The following is a 17361-nucleotide window of genomic DNA, read 5'->3' as shown; positions in this document are numbered from 1 at the left end:
ATGCTCCTTCGCATTCACTGAACATGAATAACACTCATTCTAAACGGAGTTGAGTCGTCTGCGTCACTACGAAAAGCGTATCCTTATAGAGAATGACTCTCGATTGAAAGGAACGCCTCGGCCCATGGCACACGAGATCACCGATGGATTTGTCGCATCCCTGCACGCATCCTCAGACTCCGCCCGCGCAGTCGCCCGCAACGCCGTCTCCCACGCCGGTGTGGAGCCCGTCGCCTTCGACCGCGCCAAGGTGGTCGCCACCCCCACGGTCGTCTCCCACAAGGTGGACGACTGGAAGGTGACGTCGCAGAAGAAGTCCGGCCGCTGCTGGCTCTTCTCCTCCCTGAACCTCCTGCGCTCGACCACGCGCACCCGCCTGGGCCTCAAGGACTTCGAGTTCTCGCAGAACTACGTGCTGTTCTGGGACAAGTTCGAGCGCGCTAACTTCTTCCTCACCGACGTCATCGCCACGGCGAAGACCGAGGAACTCGACGGCCGACTCCTGCAGTTCCTGCTCGGCGACGTCCTGTCCGACGGTGGCCAGTGGGACATGGCGGTGTCCCTGTACCTCAAGCACGGCCTCGTCCCCAAGGTCGCGATGCCCGAGACCGAGTCCTCCGGCCACACCGCCCCCATGAACAACCGCCTCAAGGTCGTCCTGCGCCGCACCGCTCTCGAGCTGCGCTCTCTCGTCGAGGCCGGTGCCTCCGAGGAGGAGATCCTCGAGGTCAAGGAGGCCGCGCTGGCCGACGTGTGGCGCATCCTCGTCATCTGCCTGGGCGAACCCCCGGCCTCCTTCGAGTGGGAATGGCGCGACGACAAGAACGAGTTCCACCGCGACGGCGTTCTCACCCCGCGCGAGTTCTACGCCCGCTATGTGGACGTGGACCTCACGCAGTACGTGTGCCTCGTCGATGACCCGCGCGCCGAGCACCCCAAGGGCCACACCCTGACGGTCGACCACATGGGCAATGTCGTGGGCGGTCGCCCGATCCTCTACGTGAACACCCCCGTCGAGCAGATCCGCGAGATCACGGCCTCCATCCTGGCCTCGGGGCGCGCCGTCTGGTTCGGCGCCGACTGCGGCCAGCAGTCCGACCGCGCCTCCGGCCTGTTCGTCGACGGCCTCTACGACTTCGACAACCTCTTCGGCGTGGACTTCTCCACCTCGAAGGAGCAGCGCGTCAACACCGGCGAATCCGCGATGAACCACGCGATGCTCTTCACGGGTGTCGACATCGACGATGAGGGCAACGCCCGCCGCTTCCGCGTGGAGAACTCCTGGGGCGAGGAACCCGGTGAGAAGGGCTTCTTCACGATGGATGCCGCCTGGTTCGACGCCAACGTGTTTGAGGTGGCTGTGCACGTGGACGACCTGCCCGCCGAGCTGCGCGCGGTCATCACCGAGGACCCGCAGCACCTGCCTGCATGGGACCCGATGGGTGCGCTGGCCTGAGTCGAGCCTGACACGCTGGGCGGGGCGTGACATCGTCCCCGTTCGCAATATGGCCTCCCTGAGCACGGGGCGGGTGGAGTGGGACAATTGTTCCGCGATACCCGCCCCGTTATCTGTGGAGGACACATGAGCACTGACGTGACCCGCGACTTTGCGTTCGGCCTGCCTAAGGCCGAGCTGCACCTGCACCTGGAAGGTACCCTCGAGCCCGACCTGAAGCTGGCACTCGCCCGCAAGAACGGCGTCGACATCGGCCAGTCAACGGTCGAGGAGGTGCGCTCCACCTACCAGTTCAATGACCTCACGTCCTTCCTGGCCGTCTACTACCCGGCCATGGATGTCCTCCAGAACGAGGATGACTTCCACGACCTGGCAGCCGCCTATTTCGAGCGTGCCCGCGCTAACGGCGTCGTTCGCGCCGAGTGCTTCTTCGACCCGCAGGCCCACACCTCGCGCGGTATCGCGATTGAGACTGTCATCCGCGGCTACTACCGCGCCGTCGTCGAGGCCCGCGAGTCGGGCCTGTCCGCCGACCTGATCCTGTGCTTCCTACGCGATATGAGCGCCGAGTCTGCCCTCGAGACCCTCCAGGTGGCCCTGCCCTACAAGGACATGTTCATCGGCGTGGGCCTGGACTCCGACGAGCGCGATAACCCGCCCACGAAGTTTGCTGACGTCTTTGCCTTGGCCCGCGAGGCTGGCCTGCACGTGACGATGCACTGCGACATCGACCAGATCGGCTCGATCGATAACATCCGTGCGGCCCTCACCGAGCTGGGTGCCGAGCGCCTCGACCACGGCACGAACATCGTCGAGGATCCCGAGCTGGTCGCCTACGCGTGCGACCACGGCATCGGCCTGACCTCGTGCCCGCTGTCCAATTCCTTCGTCACCGAGGAAATGAAGGGCAAGGAAATCATCGAGCTGACTGCCGCCGGCGTGAAGGTCAGCCTCAACTCCGACGATCCCGCATACTTCGGCGGCTACATCGGCGACAACTACCTGGCGTTCGCCGAGCGCTTCGACCGCAGCCGCGCCGACCTGGAGCGCATCGCCCGCAACTCCATCGAGATCGCGTGGATCTCGGAGGAGGAGAAGGCCGAGCTGCTCGCCCGCGTGGATCGCTTCGTGTCTGAGAACTGAGCGCAGATGAACGAGGCCGGGGCACTGGGGCGCACGCGTGCGGACCGGCCCCGGCCTCGTCGTTCGCGTGGGAGCGCTATTCTCAAGCCGTTCGGAGAGTGGACGCCCGCTGTCACAATTGGCCACCCCGTGAACGCACCCGGCACGGTGGCTGCGAGACTGCAAAGATAGTAACCATGACGAACCACACGAAGCCGACGTTGTTGATTTCCAACGTCCTGCCGGCACGCCCGGGGGACGAGGCATACAACAACATCTGCATGCGCCTGTGGGATCGTCTTCTTCAGGCCGCGCTGCCTACCTGGAACGTCATCCGCGAGTACGCGCAGGAAGACGGTGCCGAGGGCGCTGCTCTGCGCGCCCAGCACGCGGACGCCATCATCATCATGGGCGGCGAAGACGTCCACCCCAGCCTGTACGGCGCCACCCAGGGCTACGAGGCCGAGGGACGCCACTGGTACCGCGCTGACCGCGGGCAGATCGCCCTCGTCGACTACGCCGTGCGCACGGGCACGCCGCTCCTGGGGATTTGCCGCGGCATGCAGATCATCAACACGGCGCTGGGGGGCACGCTTGAGCAGCACATCGAGGGCGCGGACGGCACGCACACGAACAACCGGATCCTGTCCGACCACCGCTTCATCCGTCACAGCGTGCGCGTCGGCGGGGGAACAAACCTTGAGCGCGCCCTGGCACCCGTCCTCACCGACTCCGAGCTGGTTATCTCGTCGGCGCACCACCAGCGCGTGGATCGCCTCGCGCAGGGCCTGCAGGTGAGCGCCTATGCCCCGGACGGCACCATCGAAGCCATTGAGACGATCGACGCACCCGTCCTCGGCGTGCAGTGGCACCCCGAGGACCCCGCTGCCGACATCTCCCAGCTGCACGCACTCCTCGGCCACCTGGACGCGCGCCGTGCCCCCCGCCTCGAGAGGGCCTCGACTACCCTGGTCGCATGACCATTTCCCCGGGAACGAACTTCGACGACCCCCGATTCCGCGACGACCAGCGCGCCCCGGTGCAGCGCATGCGCGACGGCGACTACTACGTCGCGGACGACGAACTCTCGGCACTCACGAGGCGCGCGGTTCGCCTCCTGGCCCTCTACGAGCAGGCGCATCCCACCGACCCGGACATCGCCCGCTACCTGCTCAGCCAGGTCCTCGGCGAGGTGGGGGAGAGCGTCGATATCAGACCACCCCTGCGCGTCGACTACGGCGTCAACATATCCATTGGCGACGGGTCATGGGTCAACTACGGCCTGACCGTCCTTGACGTCGCGCCGGTGCGCATCGGCAAGGACGTCCTCATCGGCCCGAATTGCTCGCTCTACACGGCGATTCATCCGAGCGAGCCCGGGCCTCGTCGGGCGAAATGGGAATCCTCCGCGCCGATTACCCTGGAGGACAACGTGTGGCTCGGCGGCTCCGTTGTCGTGTGCCCGGGGGTCACCGTCGGCGAGAACTCGATCATCGGCGCGGGCGGCGTCGTCACCCGCTCGATACCCGAGAACTCAATCGCGGTGGGCAACCCCGCCCGCGTCATCAAACCCCTTGATCCGACGACCCCACGTCCTCTTGAGGCGGCGGGCGTCGGTGTTATTCCGCACGGACACACGGGAGAAGAAGAATGAGCATCCTGCCGATCTGCATCACGGGCGATCCGGTCCTGCATCGGGTCGCCGATCCCGTCGACTCCTTTGATTCTGAACTGAGCGACCTCGTCGCCGACATGATCGAGACGATGCACGCCGCGCCCGGGGTCGGCCTCGCGGCACCGCAGGTCGGTGTTGGATCTCAGATCTTCGTGTGGCGGTACGCCGGGGGCGGCGCGTTCGACAGCCGCTACCGCGACGTCCTCCAGCTCGACGAGGGGCCGCGCCGAGGCTTTAACACAGCGCTCAGCGGCGTCGTCGTCAACCCGACTCTCGACCTCGTCTGGGATGACGAGGGCGCGGGAGCAATCCTGCCCACCCGCCCCGATGCCACCTGCGAGTCCGAGGGATGCCTCTCCGTGCCCGGGTACGGCTACCCGCTGCGTCGCGCACTCGGCACCGTCCTGCGCGGATTCGACGTGTCGGGCGCGCCCATTGAGGTCGCCGCCCGCGGCTGGCTGGCGCGTATCTTCCAGCACGAATACGACCATCTGCACGGGACCCTCTACGTCGACCGCCTCGCGCAGCCCTACGCGGACGAAGCCGGGCAGGTCATTCGCGAGCGCGGGTGGGGACGCAGCGGATATACGTGGACCCCGGGGGAGTGAGCCTCACTCACGTCCTCCCGGGGCCGCCACGTTTGGGTCGGTGGGGGTCAGTGGACCTCGAAACCGAGTGACCGGAAGTAGTTGCGCACTTCCTCCGTGGCCTCGGGCGTGGGAGCCTTCGTGTCCTCCAGCTGGTACTCCAGGCCCAGCGAGTGCCACTTGTCCTTACCCAGCTGGTGGAAGGGCAGGACCTCGATGCGATCAATGACGTCCTTCCAACGCGAGACAATCTCGCCAACCTGACGCACGTTCTCCGGATCATCGGTCAGGCCAGGAACGAGGACGAATCGAATCCAGATACGAGTCGCGCCACCGCGCGCAGCGATGCGATCACCGAACTCGATGGTGGGCGCCAGCGCGCGTCCCGTTGTTTTCTTGTACGTCTCCTCGTTGCCGCTCTTCACATCCAAGAGGACCAGGTCGATCGCATCGAGCATTTCGTCGTCGCAGTTTGCGCCCAGGAAACCGGAGGTATCGATGCAGGTGTGCACGCCCATCTCCTTCGCGCCCATCAGGATGCGCTTGGCGAACTGGGGCTGCATGAGGACCTCGCCGCCGGACAGAGTGATACCGCCCTTGGTCGTGCGGAAAATACGGCGGTAGCGCGCGATTCGAGAGAGAAGCTCCGTGTCGGACACGGGGGCGCCGTCCTTCATGAGGAACGTATCGGGATTGTGGCAGTAGAGGCAGCGCAGCGGGCAGCCGTTGAGGAACACCGTCATGCGCGTGCCCGGACCGTCAACAGCTGTCACGAGCTCCCAGGAGTGAATGGAACCCAGCGTGCCCTCACGCATGCGTCGCAGGCGCTCGGAGCGCTCCAGGTCCGTAATCTCCTCCAGGCCCTCGACGCCAGCGCCGACGGTACGTGATTGGGGAGCTTGGAAGTCCTGCTCGCGGAACGTGGGGAGGGCGAGGGGCTGCGACATGTTTCCTTCTTCGCGGTTGAGTGGGAGGCGTCCGTGATGGGAACGAGGCCGGGGATCGTCAGTGGAAAGAGCCGACGAAGGCAGGCATAGCAGTGGGGCGCCGAGCGTTGCCCGACGCCCCACTCCAATCAGCGATCAGGCCGAGTGGTGGAAGGTGCGGGACAGAACGTCCAGCTGCTGCTCACGGGTGAGCTTGACGAAGTTGACGGCGTAGCCGGAAACGCGAACGGTCAGGTTCGGGTACTTCTCGGGGTGCTCCATGGCGTCCTTCAGCGTGGACTCCTCGAGAACGTTGATGTTCGCGTGGTAGAGGCCATCCTTGTCGCCGCGCTCTTCGCGGGCGGCCTTCATGTCGGCGAGGCGCTCTTCGTAGGTCTTGGTTGCCATAACATTTCTCCTTTTGTGGGACTCCGGAGTTACCGGATTGGGTGGGTCGCGGTGCGGCACACCCACGTGTGTGGTGGGCGGGGATCAATACGGGTGACGCATCGATCCCCGCCGATGGTGGATCAGTAGCCCTTGGTGCCGTCGTAGGCGCAGGAATCGTCCGGAACGAAGCCAGCGTCGAGGATGCCGACCAGGTTCTGGATCTGCTCTTCCTTGGAGCGGCCCAGGCCCTGCGGGGTGATCGTGTTCGTCAGCGAGATGCCGTCGAGTGCGTCGTTGTAGTCCAGCTTGCCGACCGACAGCATGGAGGCAACCATGCCGTGCGTGTCGATGCCGTTCTCCGGGTTCGCGCCGGGGGCGAAGGGGGTACCCTTCTCGTGGCCCGACGGGAAGGAACCGGTGGCCTTGCCGTAGACGACGTTCGAGGTGATCGTCAGGACCGACTGGGTCGGGATCGCGTCGCGGTACATGGGGATCGCGCGGATCTTGTCCATGACGGTGTGGACGACCGTCGCGGCGATGTCGTCGGCGCGGTCATCGTCGTTGCCGTAGGTCGGGAACTCGCCCTCGGTGCGGTAGTCGACCACCAGGCCGGTCTCGTCGCGGATCGGGTAGACCTTCGCGTACTTGATGGCGGACAGCGAGTCAGCAACGATGGACAGACCGGCGATACCGCAGCCCATGGTGCGGACGATCTCGGCGTCGTGCAGAGCCATCTCGATGGCCTCGTAGGCGTAACGGTCGTGGCAGTAGTGGATGATGTTGAGGGCCTCGACGTAGGTGCCAACGACCCAGTCCAGCATCTCCTCGTAGCGCTTCCACACGTCATCGAAGTCGAGCGGGCCGTCTCCCTGGACTGGCTCGTAGCCTTCCATGACCTGCTTGCCGCTCATCTCGTCGCGGCCACCGTTGATGGCGTAGAGCAGGGCCTTGGCGGCGTTCACACGCGCGCCGAAGAACTGCATCTGCTTGCCGACGCGCATCGGGGAGACGCAGCATGCGATGGCGGCGTCGTCGCCCCAGTGGGCGCGGATCTGCGGATCGGACTCGTACTGGATTGAAGAGGTCTCGATCGAGATACGGGCGCAGAACTCCTTGTAGCCGCGGGGCAGGTTCTCGTCCCAGAAGATGGTGATGTTCGGCTCGGGGGCCGGGCCGAGGTTCACCAGGGTCTGGAGCAGACGGAAGGAGGTCTTGGTGACCAGCGTACGGCCGTCGTCGCCGAAGCCGGCGTCCGACCAGGTGGCCCAGTAGGGGTCGCCCGAGAAGATCTGGTCGTAGGCGATGGTGCGCAGGAAGCGGGTGATGCGCAGCTTGATGACGAGGGCGTCGATGATCTCCTGCGCGCCGGACTCATCCAGCGTGCCGTTCTTCAGGTCGCGCTCGAAGTAGCAGTCGAAGAAACCGGACAGGCGGCCGATCGACATGGCGGCACCGTCCTGGGACTTCACGGAGGCCAGGTAGCCGAAGTAGGTCCACTGCACGGCCTCGTGCGCGTTGGTGGCGGGGCCGGAGATGTCGTAGCCGTACGAGGCGGCGAGGTTCTTCAGCTTCTTGAGGGCCTTGATCTGCTCGGAGTGCTCCTCGCGGTAGCGTGCCCAGTGCTCGGAGAAGGGCTGGTCGGCGTAGCGATCCTTGTCCTTCTGCTTCTCGGCGATCAGGTGGTCGACGCCGTACAGGGCCACGCGGCGGTAGTCGCCAATGATGCGGCCACGGCCGTAAGCGTCCGGCAGGCCGGTGATGATGTGGGAAGAACGCGCGGCGCGAATGCGCGGGGTGTAGATATCGAAGACAGCGTCGTTGTGGGTCTTGCGGTACTGGGTGAAGATCTTCTTCACCTCGGGGTTGTATTCCTTGCCGGCCTCGTGGATGGCCGTCTCGACCATGCGCCAGCCGCCGTTCGGCATCATCGCGCGCTTCAGGGGGGCATCGGTCTGCAGGCCGACGATCACGTTGTCGTCCTCGCAGATGTAGCCGGGCTTGAAAGCATCGATGTCGGCGGGGGTGTCGGTGTCAACGTCAAGGATGCGCACCTTGCGCTCTTCGGAGAGGTACTTCTCTTCGAGAGTGTTCCACACGCGCAGGGTCTTCTCGGTCGGTCCTGCCAGGAACGAGGCATCGCCCTCGTACGGGGTGTAGTTCAGCTGGATGAAATCACGAACGTCGATTTCATCGCACCAGTTACCCTTTACGAAACCTTCCCAGGCCTTCTGGTCTGCTGTCGTCATTCTTCCTCTTCTCGGATGTCCGTATCCCGTTGTGGGGACGGTGTGTTAGGAGCGGAGCTCCACAGTGCGTCGGATTCCAACGCTTAGGCCCATTGTCCTACGGTTTGGGGGGTCTCCACAACCCATATCAACCGACAGTCTATGTTCTGCGTCTCAGGATATGGGTCCAAAGTCTCTGGCGATTAAATTGTGGGACCAAGGTCCTTGGGAGAAGAGAGATGGCTTGACCGCCTACACTGGTACCAGTGCCCGTCCCACAAAGGAGAAAAATCCTATGTCTGCACCCCGCCCCGTCCTCGGAGTTGGCGTTCTTGGAGCCGGAACCGTCGGTAGCCAGGTCATTCGTATCCTTCAGTCGAGCCGCGAGGATTTCGCCGCTCGCTCGGGCGCAGAAATGGAGGTGCGCAAGGTCCTCGTCCGCAATGTGGATGCCCCCCGTGATGCTCCGATTGATCGAGAGCTGCTGACGACGGACCCTGCCGAGGCGATCGACAACATGGACCTCGTCGTCGAGCTGATCGGCGGCATCGAGCCCGCCCGCACCCTCGTGCTGCGTGCGCTCAACCAGGGCATCTCGGTCGTCACGGGCAATAAGGCCCTCCTGGCCGCCCACGGCCCCGAGCTCTACGAGGCAGCCGCAGCCAATGGCGCCGACCTCTACTACGAGGCAGCCGTCGCGGGTGCTGTCCCCGTCGTTTACGGCCTGCGCGAATCTCTCGCCGGCGACCGCATCACGACGGTCATGGGCATCGTGAATGGCACGACCAACTTCATCCTCGATGCGATGAGCACGAAGGGCCTGAGCTACGAGGAAGCTCTCAAGCAGGCGCAGGATCTCGGTTTTGCCGAGGCCGACCCGACCGCGGACGTCGAGGGCTTCGACGCGGCCGCCAAGTGCTCCATTCTTGCCTCGCTCGCCTTCCACACCCGCGTCGGTATCGACGATGTTGCGGTGGAAGGCATTACGAGCATCACGAAGGAGGATATGGAGGAGGCAGCGCGCATCAACCACACGATCAAGCTCCTCGCTATCGCTGAGCGCCGCATCGGCGAGGATGGGCGTGAAGGCGTCGCGATGCGTGTGCATCCGGCCCAGGTTCCCGCCGATCATCCGCTTGCCTCCGTCGATGGTGCCTACAACGCAATCCTCGTCGAGGGTGAGGCTGCGGGGCGCCTGATGTTCTACGGTCAGGGTGCGGGCGGCGCTCCCACCGCCTCGGCCGTCCTGTCCGACCTTGTCGCGGCCGCGCACCACCGCGCCTTCGGCGGCCACGCCCCGCGCGAGTCGGTCTACGCGCACCTGCCGATCCTCGATCCCGGCTCCACGCACACGCGATACCAGATTCGCCTGCAGGTGGAGGACCGCCTCGGCGTCCTGTCCGATGTTGCCGGCATCTTTGCCCGCCACGGTGTCTCGATTCAGTCCGTCCACCAGCGTAACGACGAGGTTCCCGGTGCCTGCGTCATCGTCGTGACCAGCCACCGCGCCCGCGAGGCCGACCTGCGCGCCGTTGCCCGCGCGCTCGCCGTGTCTGACGCCGTGCGTGAGGTGACCTCCACGATCCGCGTTGAGGGTGAGTGACGTGCGGCTGCGAGATGATTTTGTCGCGGTGAAGGTCCCCGCGACCAGCGCGAACCTGGGGCCGGGATTCGACTGTATGGGCCTGGCCCTCGACCTGTGGGACGAGGTCTCGGTTCACGCGACGACTGGGCCCACCTCGGTCGTCGTTGAGGGCGAAGGTGCCGGAAATGTCGAGCAGGGCGAGGACAACCTCGTCGTGCGTGCCCTGCGCCTTGCGCTGGACCGCGTGGGTGCCCCTCAGGTGGGTGTGCGCATGCACTGCACGAACCGAATCCCTCATTCCCGAGGCCTGGGTTCCTCTGCGAGTGCGATCGTCGCCGGCGTGACGCTGGCACGCGCCCTCATTGGTGATGCCGATGTGCTCGGCCGCCAGGAGATCCTCGAGATCGGATCCCACATGGAGGGGCATCCCGACAACGTGGCTCCCGCCGTTTTTGGCGGCGCGACCGTGTCCTGGATGAACGAGGAGACCTCCGAAGTGGGCAGCGTGCGCCTCACCCCGCCCGAGGGCATCGACCCCGTCGCGTTCATCCCCGACTTCGAGCTGCGCACCGCCGCCGCGCGAGCCGCCCTGCCTGCGACCGTTCCCCACGGTGATGCGAGCTTCAATGTGGCGCGCGGTGCCCTGCTGGCCGCCATCCTGTCGGGTGGTGCCCAGGCGAGCGGGGGAGTGAACCTGCACGCGCTCCTCATGGAAGCCACGCGCGACCGCCTCCATCAGGAACAGCGCCGGGCCGCGATGGAACCCTCACTCGCACTCGTTGACTGGCTGCGGGGTGCCGGTTTTGCTGCCGTTGTCTCCGGTGCGGGGCCGACCGTTCTGTCTCTGGAGCAGGTGGGGGCGGATATTCGCCGCGACGCAGCTGGTGCAGGCTGGCGTGTCGTGCCGCTGGCCGTGGCTGCTTCGGGCGTGCAGATTACCCGCGGAAGCCTGGCGAAAGTCGAGTTTTAGTCGCTCGGCTTCGCTGTGAGTTTGTTGGCAACCACCGCCAGCCTCGCCGTCTAAGTGACAGCGGGCTGGCGGTCTTGCTATATTTTTTCCAGGTCCGAGCCGATCGCTCGACTCCGACCGTTGCGGTGCGCCTCTTTCGCGCATCTTCCTGATCAAGCTTTTTGTTGTGCTTGAGTAATCACCTCGCCCGCTGTGGGCGCATTCCAGTAAGGATCACTTCGTGAGCAACGAAACCTCCGCCGAGACGACCGCGTCGCTGTCGGCGATGAAGCTGCCCGAGCTGAAGGCTCTGGCCGCCTCCCGCGGCCTGAAGGGCATTTCCCAGCTTCGTAAGCCCCAGTTGATCGAGCTGCTGAGCAACGGTGCCGGTGCCTCGACCCCGCAGGAAACCGCTCCCCGTGAGGATGCTCCTGCCTCGTCCAAGAAGAAAGCCGACAAGCCCGCCGCCGAGAAGTCGGCAGAGGAGGCTTCTGCGGCCGAGAAGTCGGCTTCTGAGGCTCCCGCCGAGGCACCTCGTCGCTCCCGCCGCCGCCGCGCGGTGAGCCAGGGCGCCGTCGAGCCCGCGCATGTCACTCTCGATCTGCCCCTGCCCGCCGCGGAGCGCACCGAGGCCACCCCGGAGCCGGACACGGCCGTCGTCGAAACCGTCCTCAACATCGAACTGCCCGACGGGGATGACACCGAGGCGCGCCGCCCGCGTCGCGAGCGTGGCCGCCGAGGTCGACGCGACCGCGAGAACCGTGAGAACCGTGAGAACCGCGAGAATCGTGAGGGTCGTGAGAACCGCGAGGGCCGCGAGAATCGCGAGGGGCGCAATCAGCGCGGCGGCGAGGAGAACCTGGCGCCGATCGCCGGCATCCTCGACATCCAGGAAAACCACGCGTTCGTGCGTACCTCGGGCTACCTGCCCGGCCCGAACGACGTCTACGTGACGCTGGGCAACGTGCGCCGCTGGGGCCTGCGCGCCGGTGACGCGGTCGCCGGTGCCGTTCGCCTGCCCCGCGAGGGCGAGCGCCAGCGTCAGAAGTACAACGCCCTCGTGCGCGTTGACTCCGTGAACGGCATGACGATTGAGCAGGCTCAGGCGCGCCGCGAATTCGGTAAACTGACCCCGGTTTACCCCTCCGAGCAGCTGCGCATGGAGACCTCGCCAAAGGCTTACACGCCGCGCGTCATCGACCTGGTCGCCCCCGTGGGCAAGGGTCAGCGTGGCCTCATTGTCTCCCCGCCCAAGGCAGGCAAGACCATGGTCATCCAGCAGATGGCCAAGGCCATTGAGCTGAATAACCCCGAGGTGCACCTCATGGTCGTCCTGGTGGATGAGCGCCCCGAAGAGGTCACCGACATGCGTTCGATCGTCAAGGGTGAGGTCATCGCCTCGACCTTCGACCGTCCCGCCTCGGATCACACGACCGTTGCCGAGCTTGCGATTGAGCGCGCCAAGCGCCTCGTCGAGCTGGGTCAGGATGTTGTCGTCCTCCTCGATTCACTCACGCGTCTGTCGCGCGCCTACAACCTGGCCGCGCCCGCCTCGGGTCGCATCCTCTCCGGTGGCGTCGATGCATCCGCCCTGTACCCGCCCAAGAAGTTCTTCGGCGCTGCGCGCAACATCTCCGAGGGCGGCTCGCTGACCATCATCGCCTCCGCCCTGGTGGAGACCGGCTCGAAGATGGACGAGGTCATCTTCGAGGAGTTCAAGGGCACCGGCAACATGGAGCTGCGCCTGTCGCGCCAGCTCGCCGAGCGCCGCATCTTCCCCGCGATCGACCTCAACGCGTCGGGTACTCGTCGCGAGGAGCTGCTGTTTGCGCCCGAGGAGCTGCGCATCATGTGGAGGCTGCGCCGCGTCCTGGGCACGCTCGACCAGCAGCAGGGCCTCGAGCTGGTCCTCGACAAGCTCAAGGAAACCCAGTCCAACGCTGAGTTCCTCATGCTCATCCAAAAGACCACGCCCTCCGAGTGATCGGCGGGTAGGCGCGGGGCGAGTGGCGAGAGCCGCTCGCCCCGTTTCCTATTGAGGTGTACGTGCGAGTACCGGACAACTGATAAGGCCTGTGCCAGAATTGGCGCATGGTGAACATGACACCGAATGCGGCCAATTCGCGGGTGCCACGGGGTACCTCGCGCCGATCCTGGAGTGCTGCGCGCGGATTTCTGCGCCTCGTTGTCGGTCTCTTTCTCTCGCTGACGGCTCCCCTTCAGCTGGCAATCGCCATCTATGATCAGGCCCATCACGGGATGGGGGAGACTGTTGACTGGCCGAATTGGACAGGCTGGGTCATGGCGCTGTGCGGAATTGGCGTGCTGTGGGGAGGGGTCAGTTGTCGGCGCTCGAGGCGTCAGAAAATCAGGACCATCGCGCAGGAATGGGCCTCCCTGGAGGCGCAACGGGTGCAGGGCGAGCGCGTGTTCTCCGCGCTCGTCGGCGTCGGGCACTACGAGAGCGGACTCACGGCGCGCTATGAGTGTGCCCGAGCCGAACGCGTCAGGGTTGGCGCTCGAATCGAGGAGTACAGGTCGCCCGGTTTCTTCGCATCGCTCAGCGAGGCATCGGGAGGGGCGGAGGATGAGATCCTTGCGCAGATGGCCGTCCTGGCGGATGCGGATACCGCGATCATGGCTGCGCGCGACTTCTTTGCCGTCGCGCCCGGCTGGCGCGACGTGTGGAACAACGAGATTGGCCCGATCATCGAAGACTTGGACGTCCTCGACGACGTCGCAGACAGCCTCGAATCAATCGGTACGGAGGCGCACATCTTGACGGACATTGAGGCGTTCCGAGAACATCTGGGGAATGACAAGGACACGGTGATCAGCCTTGGAGAACGCCTCGAGAGCAGACAGCTCGGTCCCGCCCAGGCACTGGAAGAACTCGACCGGATAGCCAACGAGGCGCGAGCGCGCACCGCCGAGCTCATCGAGGCGACTCTCGCCACCGATGCCTCGTCGCAGGGACGCGCACGCTACGCGCGGTGGAAGGGCGCGGGAATCAGCCTGACCGCGGCTAATGCCGAGTACGACGGGGCCTACTGGAGCGAGGACGCAGACACTGACGTCGAGTACAATCCGGCAGCCACGATCCGACTGATTACAAACTCCGCAGGCGTCGACCTGAACGGGCTGCCAGCCCCGGCGACCGGTGTCCTGACGGCTGGCCGCGCATCCATCTATCTACTGCCGATGTATCTTGATCGATACGTGACTGGCGACGTGGATGCGGCAGGCGACGGCTCGTCCTCGGACTGAGTGGGTGGTGGGGGCCGGTTGCGCCGTTGCTGCGTCTCGAAAATGCTGGTGCCACCGTGCGTGAGCCTGACCGTCATGTCAGAGTGAAGGCATGACGTCTTCGACGAGCGATGCAATGAACTCAGACCCCACGAGCCAGAATTCCCGGAATACTCGGCTCGATGTCCGCGGTCTCCTGCGTATCGTGCTGGGGGCAATTCTGGTCCTCGTCACGCCCGCTTGGTTGGCGGTGGCAGCATACGAATACTCGCAGCCGACCGCTTCGGCGACGAGCCTCGTCTCACCCGTTGTGGAGATCCGCGACGAAACCAGCAGCTTCCAGAGCGTCGACGGCCGCCCGCTCAGTGTCGCTCTGGAGGGGATCGGCTTCCTGCGCCCCATCCACCTCGTCGTCTTGTCCACGGACAACCTGACGGATGACAACTTGGACGAGGCGACCCTGAAGTATGCGCGCGCGAAGCATCCCGAGTGGATTGCGCGCAACGGCTACAAATGGGCCGACGGCTACTTCATCCTCGCGGTGTCTCCCACGCACCGACAGGTCGGCACATACTTCGGTGAGGACATCGCCCCGACGCTGTCGATCCAGAGCGAGATTCAGGACGCCGCAAAGGATGATTTCCGCGAGGGCCGCTGGAGCCAAGGCGTGGTCGCCGCGGTGAGCACGGCGGCGTCCATCATGCCCAACGAGGCCGGGATGAGCCTGGAGAACCGGCCGGTGTGGCCCGACTGGAAGGGAGCGCTCGCCACCCTCGTCGGAATCGGCATTCTCGCGCGCGGAAACAGCCTGCACCGTCAGGCGCGTGAGAACACGAGCAAGGTCGCCGAGGAGTGGCGGGCCTTGGAGAGGCACCGCGGCGAGGTCGAGCGCGCGTTCGTCGCTCTCCTCGAAGCGGGGGACTACACGAGCGGTCTGTCCGCGCGCTACGAGTCTGCGCGCGCCGAATACGAGAGGGTACGCGCCCGCATCGCGCAGACACAGTCGACGCACTTCCTGGGAACGCTGAGCGCGCAGGCGTCGGATGAGACGAATGAGATCCTTGAGGATCTGCGCGCACTAGCGGACGCGGACCATGCGATTATGGCGGCAGGTGACTTCTTCGCCCTGAGGCCCGGCTGGCGCGCCATCTGGGACAACGAGGTGGGCCCCGTCTTCGAGGATCTGCAAGCAGTCGATAACGTCGGGGTCAAGGTACGCGACCACGTGAAGAACCCCAAGGTGCACGGGGCGACCAAGTCGCTGTTCCAGTGGACGAATGAGCAACGTGCGCTGCTGCTCGGCCTCGGCACCCGTCTCGAACGCGCCGAGGTCACCCCGGCTCAGGCTCTCGAAGAACTCGACCGAATCGCGAATGAGAGCCGCACGCGCCTGGCAGACGTGGTGACGAGCGCGCTAGCGCTCGACACCTCAATGGAGGGTAGGCAGCGGTATGCCAGGTGGCAGAGCCCCCCAGCCGAACTCGTGAATGCAGCCGAGATGTTCTACAAAGGCTCCTACCTCAGCCAGGGAGCCACGCACGAGTACAATCCCGCGTCGACGATTCGAATGACCGCGAACTCCGCCGGTGTTAACCTCGCGGCATACCGGGCCAACACGTCGAGTCGTTTCAAAGACTACGACAGTTACATCTACGTGAGGCCCCTGTACCTCGACGAATACGTGATCTCTAGCGGCAGTACCACGTCGAGCACCTCGAGCGCGAACTACGGTTCCTCTTCGGGTGGCTTCTCGGGCTCCGGTTCCTCCTCGTCCTTCTGATGGACATCAAGGCACCGAGCGGATGGGGACGAAGCATGCCAGAGTGGAGGCATGACATCCTTCGAGACAGGCGGGCTGGATAACGCTCCTGCGCGCCCGGACACGTTCTGGCGAGGCGCGCGCGGATTTGCGCGCATCCTGGCGGGCATGCTTCTGTTCCTTGTGACTCCCGCGTGGTTTGTGATCGCGTCCGCCGTGGATGTGCCGCAGATTCTTGCGTGGCCGGCATGGTACGCGTGGGTCACCTCGTTCATGGGTATCGTGCTCTGGGGGCGCGGATGGATGCTGCGCCGCCAGGCACGCGACAACCTCAGGCGGGCCTGCGACGAGTGGGAACCATTGGAGAAACGACATCAGGACGTCGAGCGCAGCTGCGTTGCGCTCCTGGAATCTGGGCGCTACCACCGCGGGCTCGCCGCGCGCTGGGAGGCTGCTTGCGCCGAACGCGACAAGCTGCGCGCCCAGATTGCTGCGGGGGCGTCGGTTCCGTTCCTCGCTTCGCTGAGTGCGGCAACGGCACGGGAGACGGATGCGATCGTCGAGCATTTCCACGGTCTGATGGATGCGCACATCGCGATGATGGCGGCTCGCGATCTCTTCGCGCTTGCTCCCACCTGGCGCAGGATATGGGAGAACGAGACAGGGGTGGTCTACGAGGACCTGACCGTCCTCGAGACCCTCACGGAAAGTGTCCAGCGGCGCAGCCGAGAGCCGATGGTTCTCAGCGCAGCGGCGTCCCTCGTGGCGTGGGTCAATGAGCATCGCCTGGCTGTGCACGATCTGGCGGCGAGCATTGAGCGCGCGCAGATGGACCCCGCCGATGCACTGACGCAGCTCGATCAGATCGCTGACGAGGCCAGAGTGCGCCTGGTGCGACTGATCGAGGTGGCTCTCGCAACCGATACGTCCATGATTGGGCAGAGGCGCTACAAGCGTTGGAGAAGAGGCGCGGGGGAGAAGCTGCGCACCAACGAGACCCTCTACATCGGCGCGTACCGCATCTCCGGCATGACGTATACCTACAATCCCGCCCAGGCGATTCGCCTGACCGCAAACAGTGCGGGTATAGATTTCAAGGGTAGTGCGGCTCATTCCACCGCCCTGTTCACAGCGTTTAACGCCACCGTCTACGTGCCTCCCGCGTATCTTCATCGTTACCTTGTGTGGGATGGAACCTCGCGGTACGGATCATCGCGGGCGAACTACCTGACGTCCGCCGCGAACATCGGTCCGTACGGGCGGACACGCTAAGTGCGGTCCTGTGAGCCGACCTCGTGCTCACGGGGAGTGTGGGTGGCCATGCGTGTTGTGCGCCCATTGCGGATCTCACGTGTGCTGCTTCCTTTCTTCATTGAAGGGGAAGGGCGCGTGTGCGATAATGTCCTGTCGGCTTACCGGTTCACCGGCATGCCCCAGGTGC

14 protein-coding genes are annotated in these 17361 nt (G+C 65.1%); 11 read left to right on the top strand and 3 right to left on the bottom strand.

What is annotated here, in order from left to right:
- The first annotated feature begins 124 nt into the window (after positions 1–124).
- The 5 genes from O3656_RS00865 (at position 125) to O3656_RS00845 (ending at position 4861) form a co-directional block, all read left to right on the top strand.
- A complete protein-coding gene (locus tag O3656_RS00865; protein WP_500062178.1) occupies positions 125–1456 on the top strand; it encodes a C1 family peptidase in 1332 nt (443 codons plus the stop codon).
- A gap of 126 nt (positions 1457–1582) precedes the next feature.
- Complete coding sequence (add, locus tag O3656_RS00860) at positions 1583–2599, top strand: adenosine deaminase (RefSeq protein WP_500062177.1); 1017 nt, start codon at positions 1583–1585, stop codon at positions 2597–2599.
- A gap of 176 nt (positions 2600–2775) precedes the next feature.
- A complete protein-coding gene (locus tag O3656_RS00855; RefSeq protein ID WP_500062176.1) occupies positions 2776–3558 on the top strand; it encodes a gamma-glutamyl-gamma-aminobutyrate hydrolase family protein in 783 nt (260 codons plus the stop codon).
- Positions 3555–4232: a sugar O-acetyltransferase gene (locus tag O3656_RS00850; RefSeq protein WP_500062175.1), complete on the top strand. Its 678-nt coding sequence runs from the start codon at positions 3555–3557 to the stop codon at positions 4230–4232. The genes O3656_RS00855 and O3656_RS00850 overlap by 4 nt, the downstream gene beginning before the upstream one ends.
- Entirely contained in the window at positions 4229–4861 is a 633-nt protein-coding gene (locus tag O3656_RS00845; RefSeq protein ID WP_500062174.1) for a peptide deformylase, read from the top strand. Before O3656_RS00850 ends, O3656_RS00845 begins: the two co-directional genes overlap by 4 nt.
- 47 nt (positions 4862–4908) lie before the next feature.
- On the opposite strand, the gene pflA is transcribed toward O3656_RS00845, so the two are convergent.
- From pflA to pflB, 3 genes are all read right to left on the bottom strand, one after another.
- Positions 4909–5787: a pyruvate formate-lyase-activating protein gene (pflA, locus tag O3656_RS00840; RefSeq protein WP_500062173.1), complete on the bottom strand. Its 879-nt coding sequence runs from the start codon at positions 5785–5787 to the stop codon at positions 4909–4911.
- 135 nt (positions 5788–5922) lie between these two features.
- Complete coding sequence (gene grcA2, locus O3656_RS00835; protein ID WP_009056454.1) at positions 5923–6174, bottom strand: autonomous glycyl radical cofactor GrcA2; 252 nt, start codon at positions 6172–6174, stop codon at positions 5923–5925.
- Between the two features lie 122 nt (positions 6175–6296).
- Positions 6297–8402, bottom strand: coding sequence for a formate C-acetyltransferase (gene pflB, locus O3656_RS00830; RefSeq protein ID WP_500062172.1), 2106 nt, complete (start codon positions 8400–8402; stop codon positions 6297–6299).
- A gap of 274 nt (positions 8403–8676) precedes the next feature.
- On the opposite strand from pflB, the gene O3656_RS00825 reads away from it, so the two are divergent.
- The 6 genes from O3656_RS00825 to O3656_RS00800 all read left to right on the top strand — a co-directional run bounded on the left by O3656_RS00825 (position 8677) and on the right by O3656_RS00800 (position 17192).
- Entirely contained in the window at positions 8677–9984 is a 1308-nt protein-coding gene (locus O3656_RS00825; protein ID WP_048674746.1) for a homoserine dehydrogenase, read from the top strand.
- A gap of 1 nt (position 9985) precedes the next feature.
- A complete protein-coding gene (gene thrB / locus O3656_RS00820) occupies positions 9986–10936 on the top strand; it encodes a homoserine kinase (RefSeq protein ID WP_500062171.1) in 951 nt (316 codons plus the stop codon).
- A 220-nt stretch (positions 10937–11156) separates the two neighbouring features.
- Positions 11157–12899, top strand: coding sequence for a transcription termination factor Rho (rho, locus tag O3656_RS00815; protein ID WP_500062170.1), 1743 nt, complete (start codon positions 11157–11159; stop codon positions 12897–12899).
- 107 nt (positions 12900–13006) lie between these two features.
- Positions 13007–14182 (top strand): DUF5129 domain-containing protein, encoded by a 1176-nt coding sequence (locus O3656_RS00810; RefSeq protein WP_500062169.1) that lies wholly within the window; start codon positions 13007–13009, stop codon positions 14180–14182.
- Between the two features lie 91 nt (positions 14183–14273).
- Positions 14274–15941, top strand: coding sequence for a DUF5129 domain-containing protein (locus tag O3656_RS00805; protein WP_500062168.1), 1668 nt, complete (start codon positions 14274–14276; stop codon positions 15939–15941).
- 51 nt (positions 15942–15992) lie between these two features.
- Positions 15993–17192 carry a DUF5129 domain-containing protein gene (locus O3656_RS00800; protein WP_500062167.1) on the top strand — a complete coding sequence of 400 codons (1200 nt, stop codon included), beginning with the start codon at positions 15993–15995 and terminating at the stop codon, positions 17190–17192.
- Positions 17193–17361 lie beyond the last annotated feature (169 nt).

The organism is Pauljensenia sp. 27098_8_83 (assembly GCF_041432695.1).
Lineage (GTDB): Bacteria > Actinomycetota > Actinomycetes > Actinomycetales > Actinomycetaceae > Pauljensenia.
The sequence above is the reverse complement of the archived record's forward strand: the minus strand, read 5'-3'. Positions and strand labels throughout refer to the sequence as shown.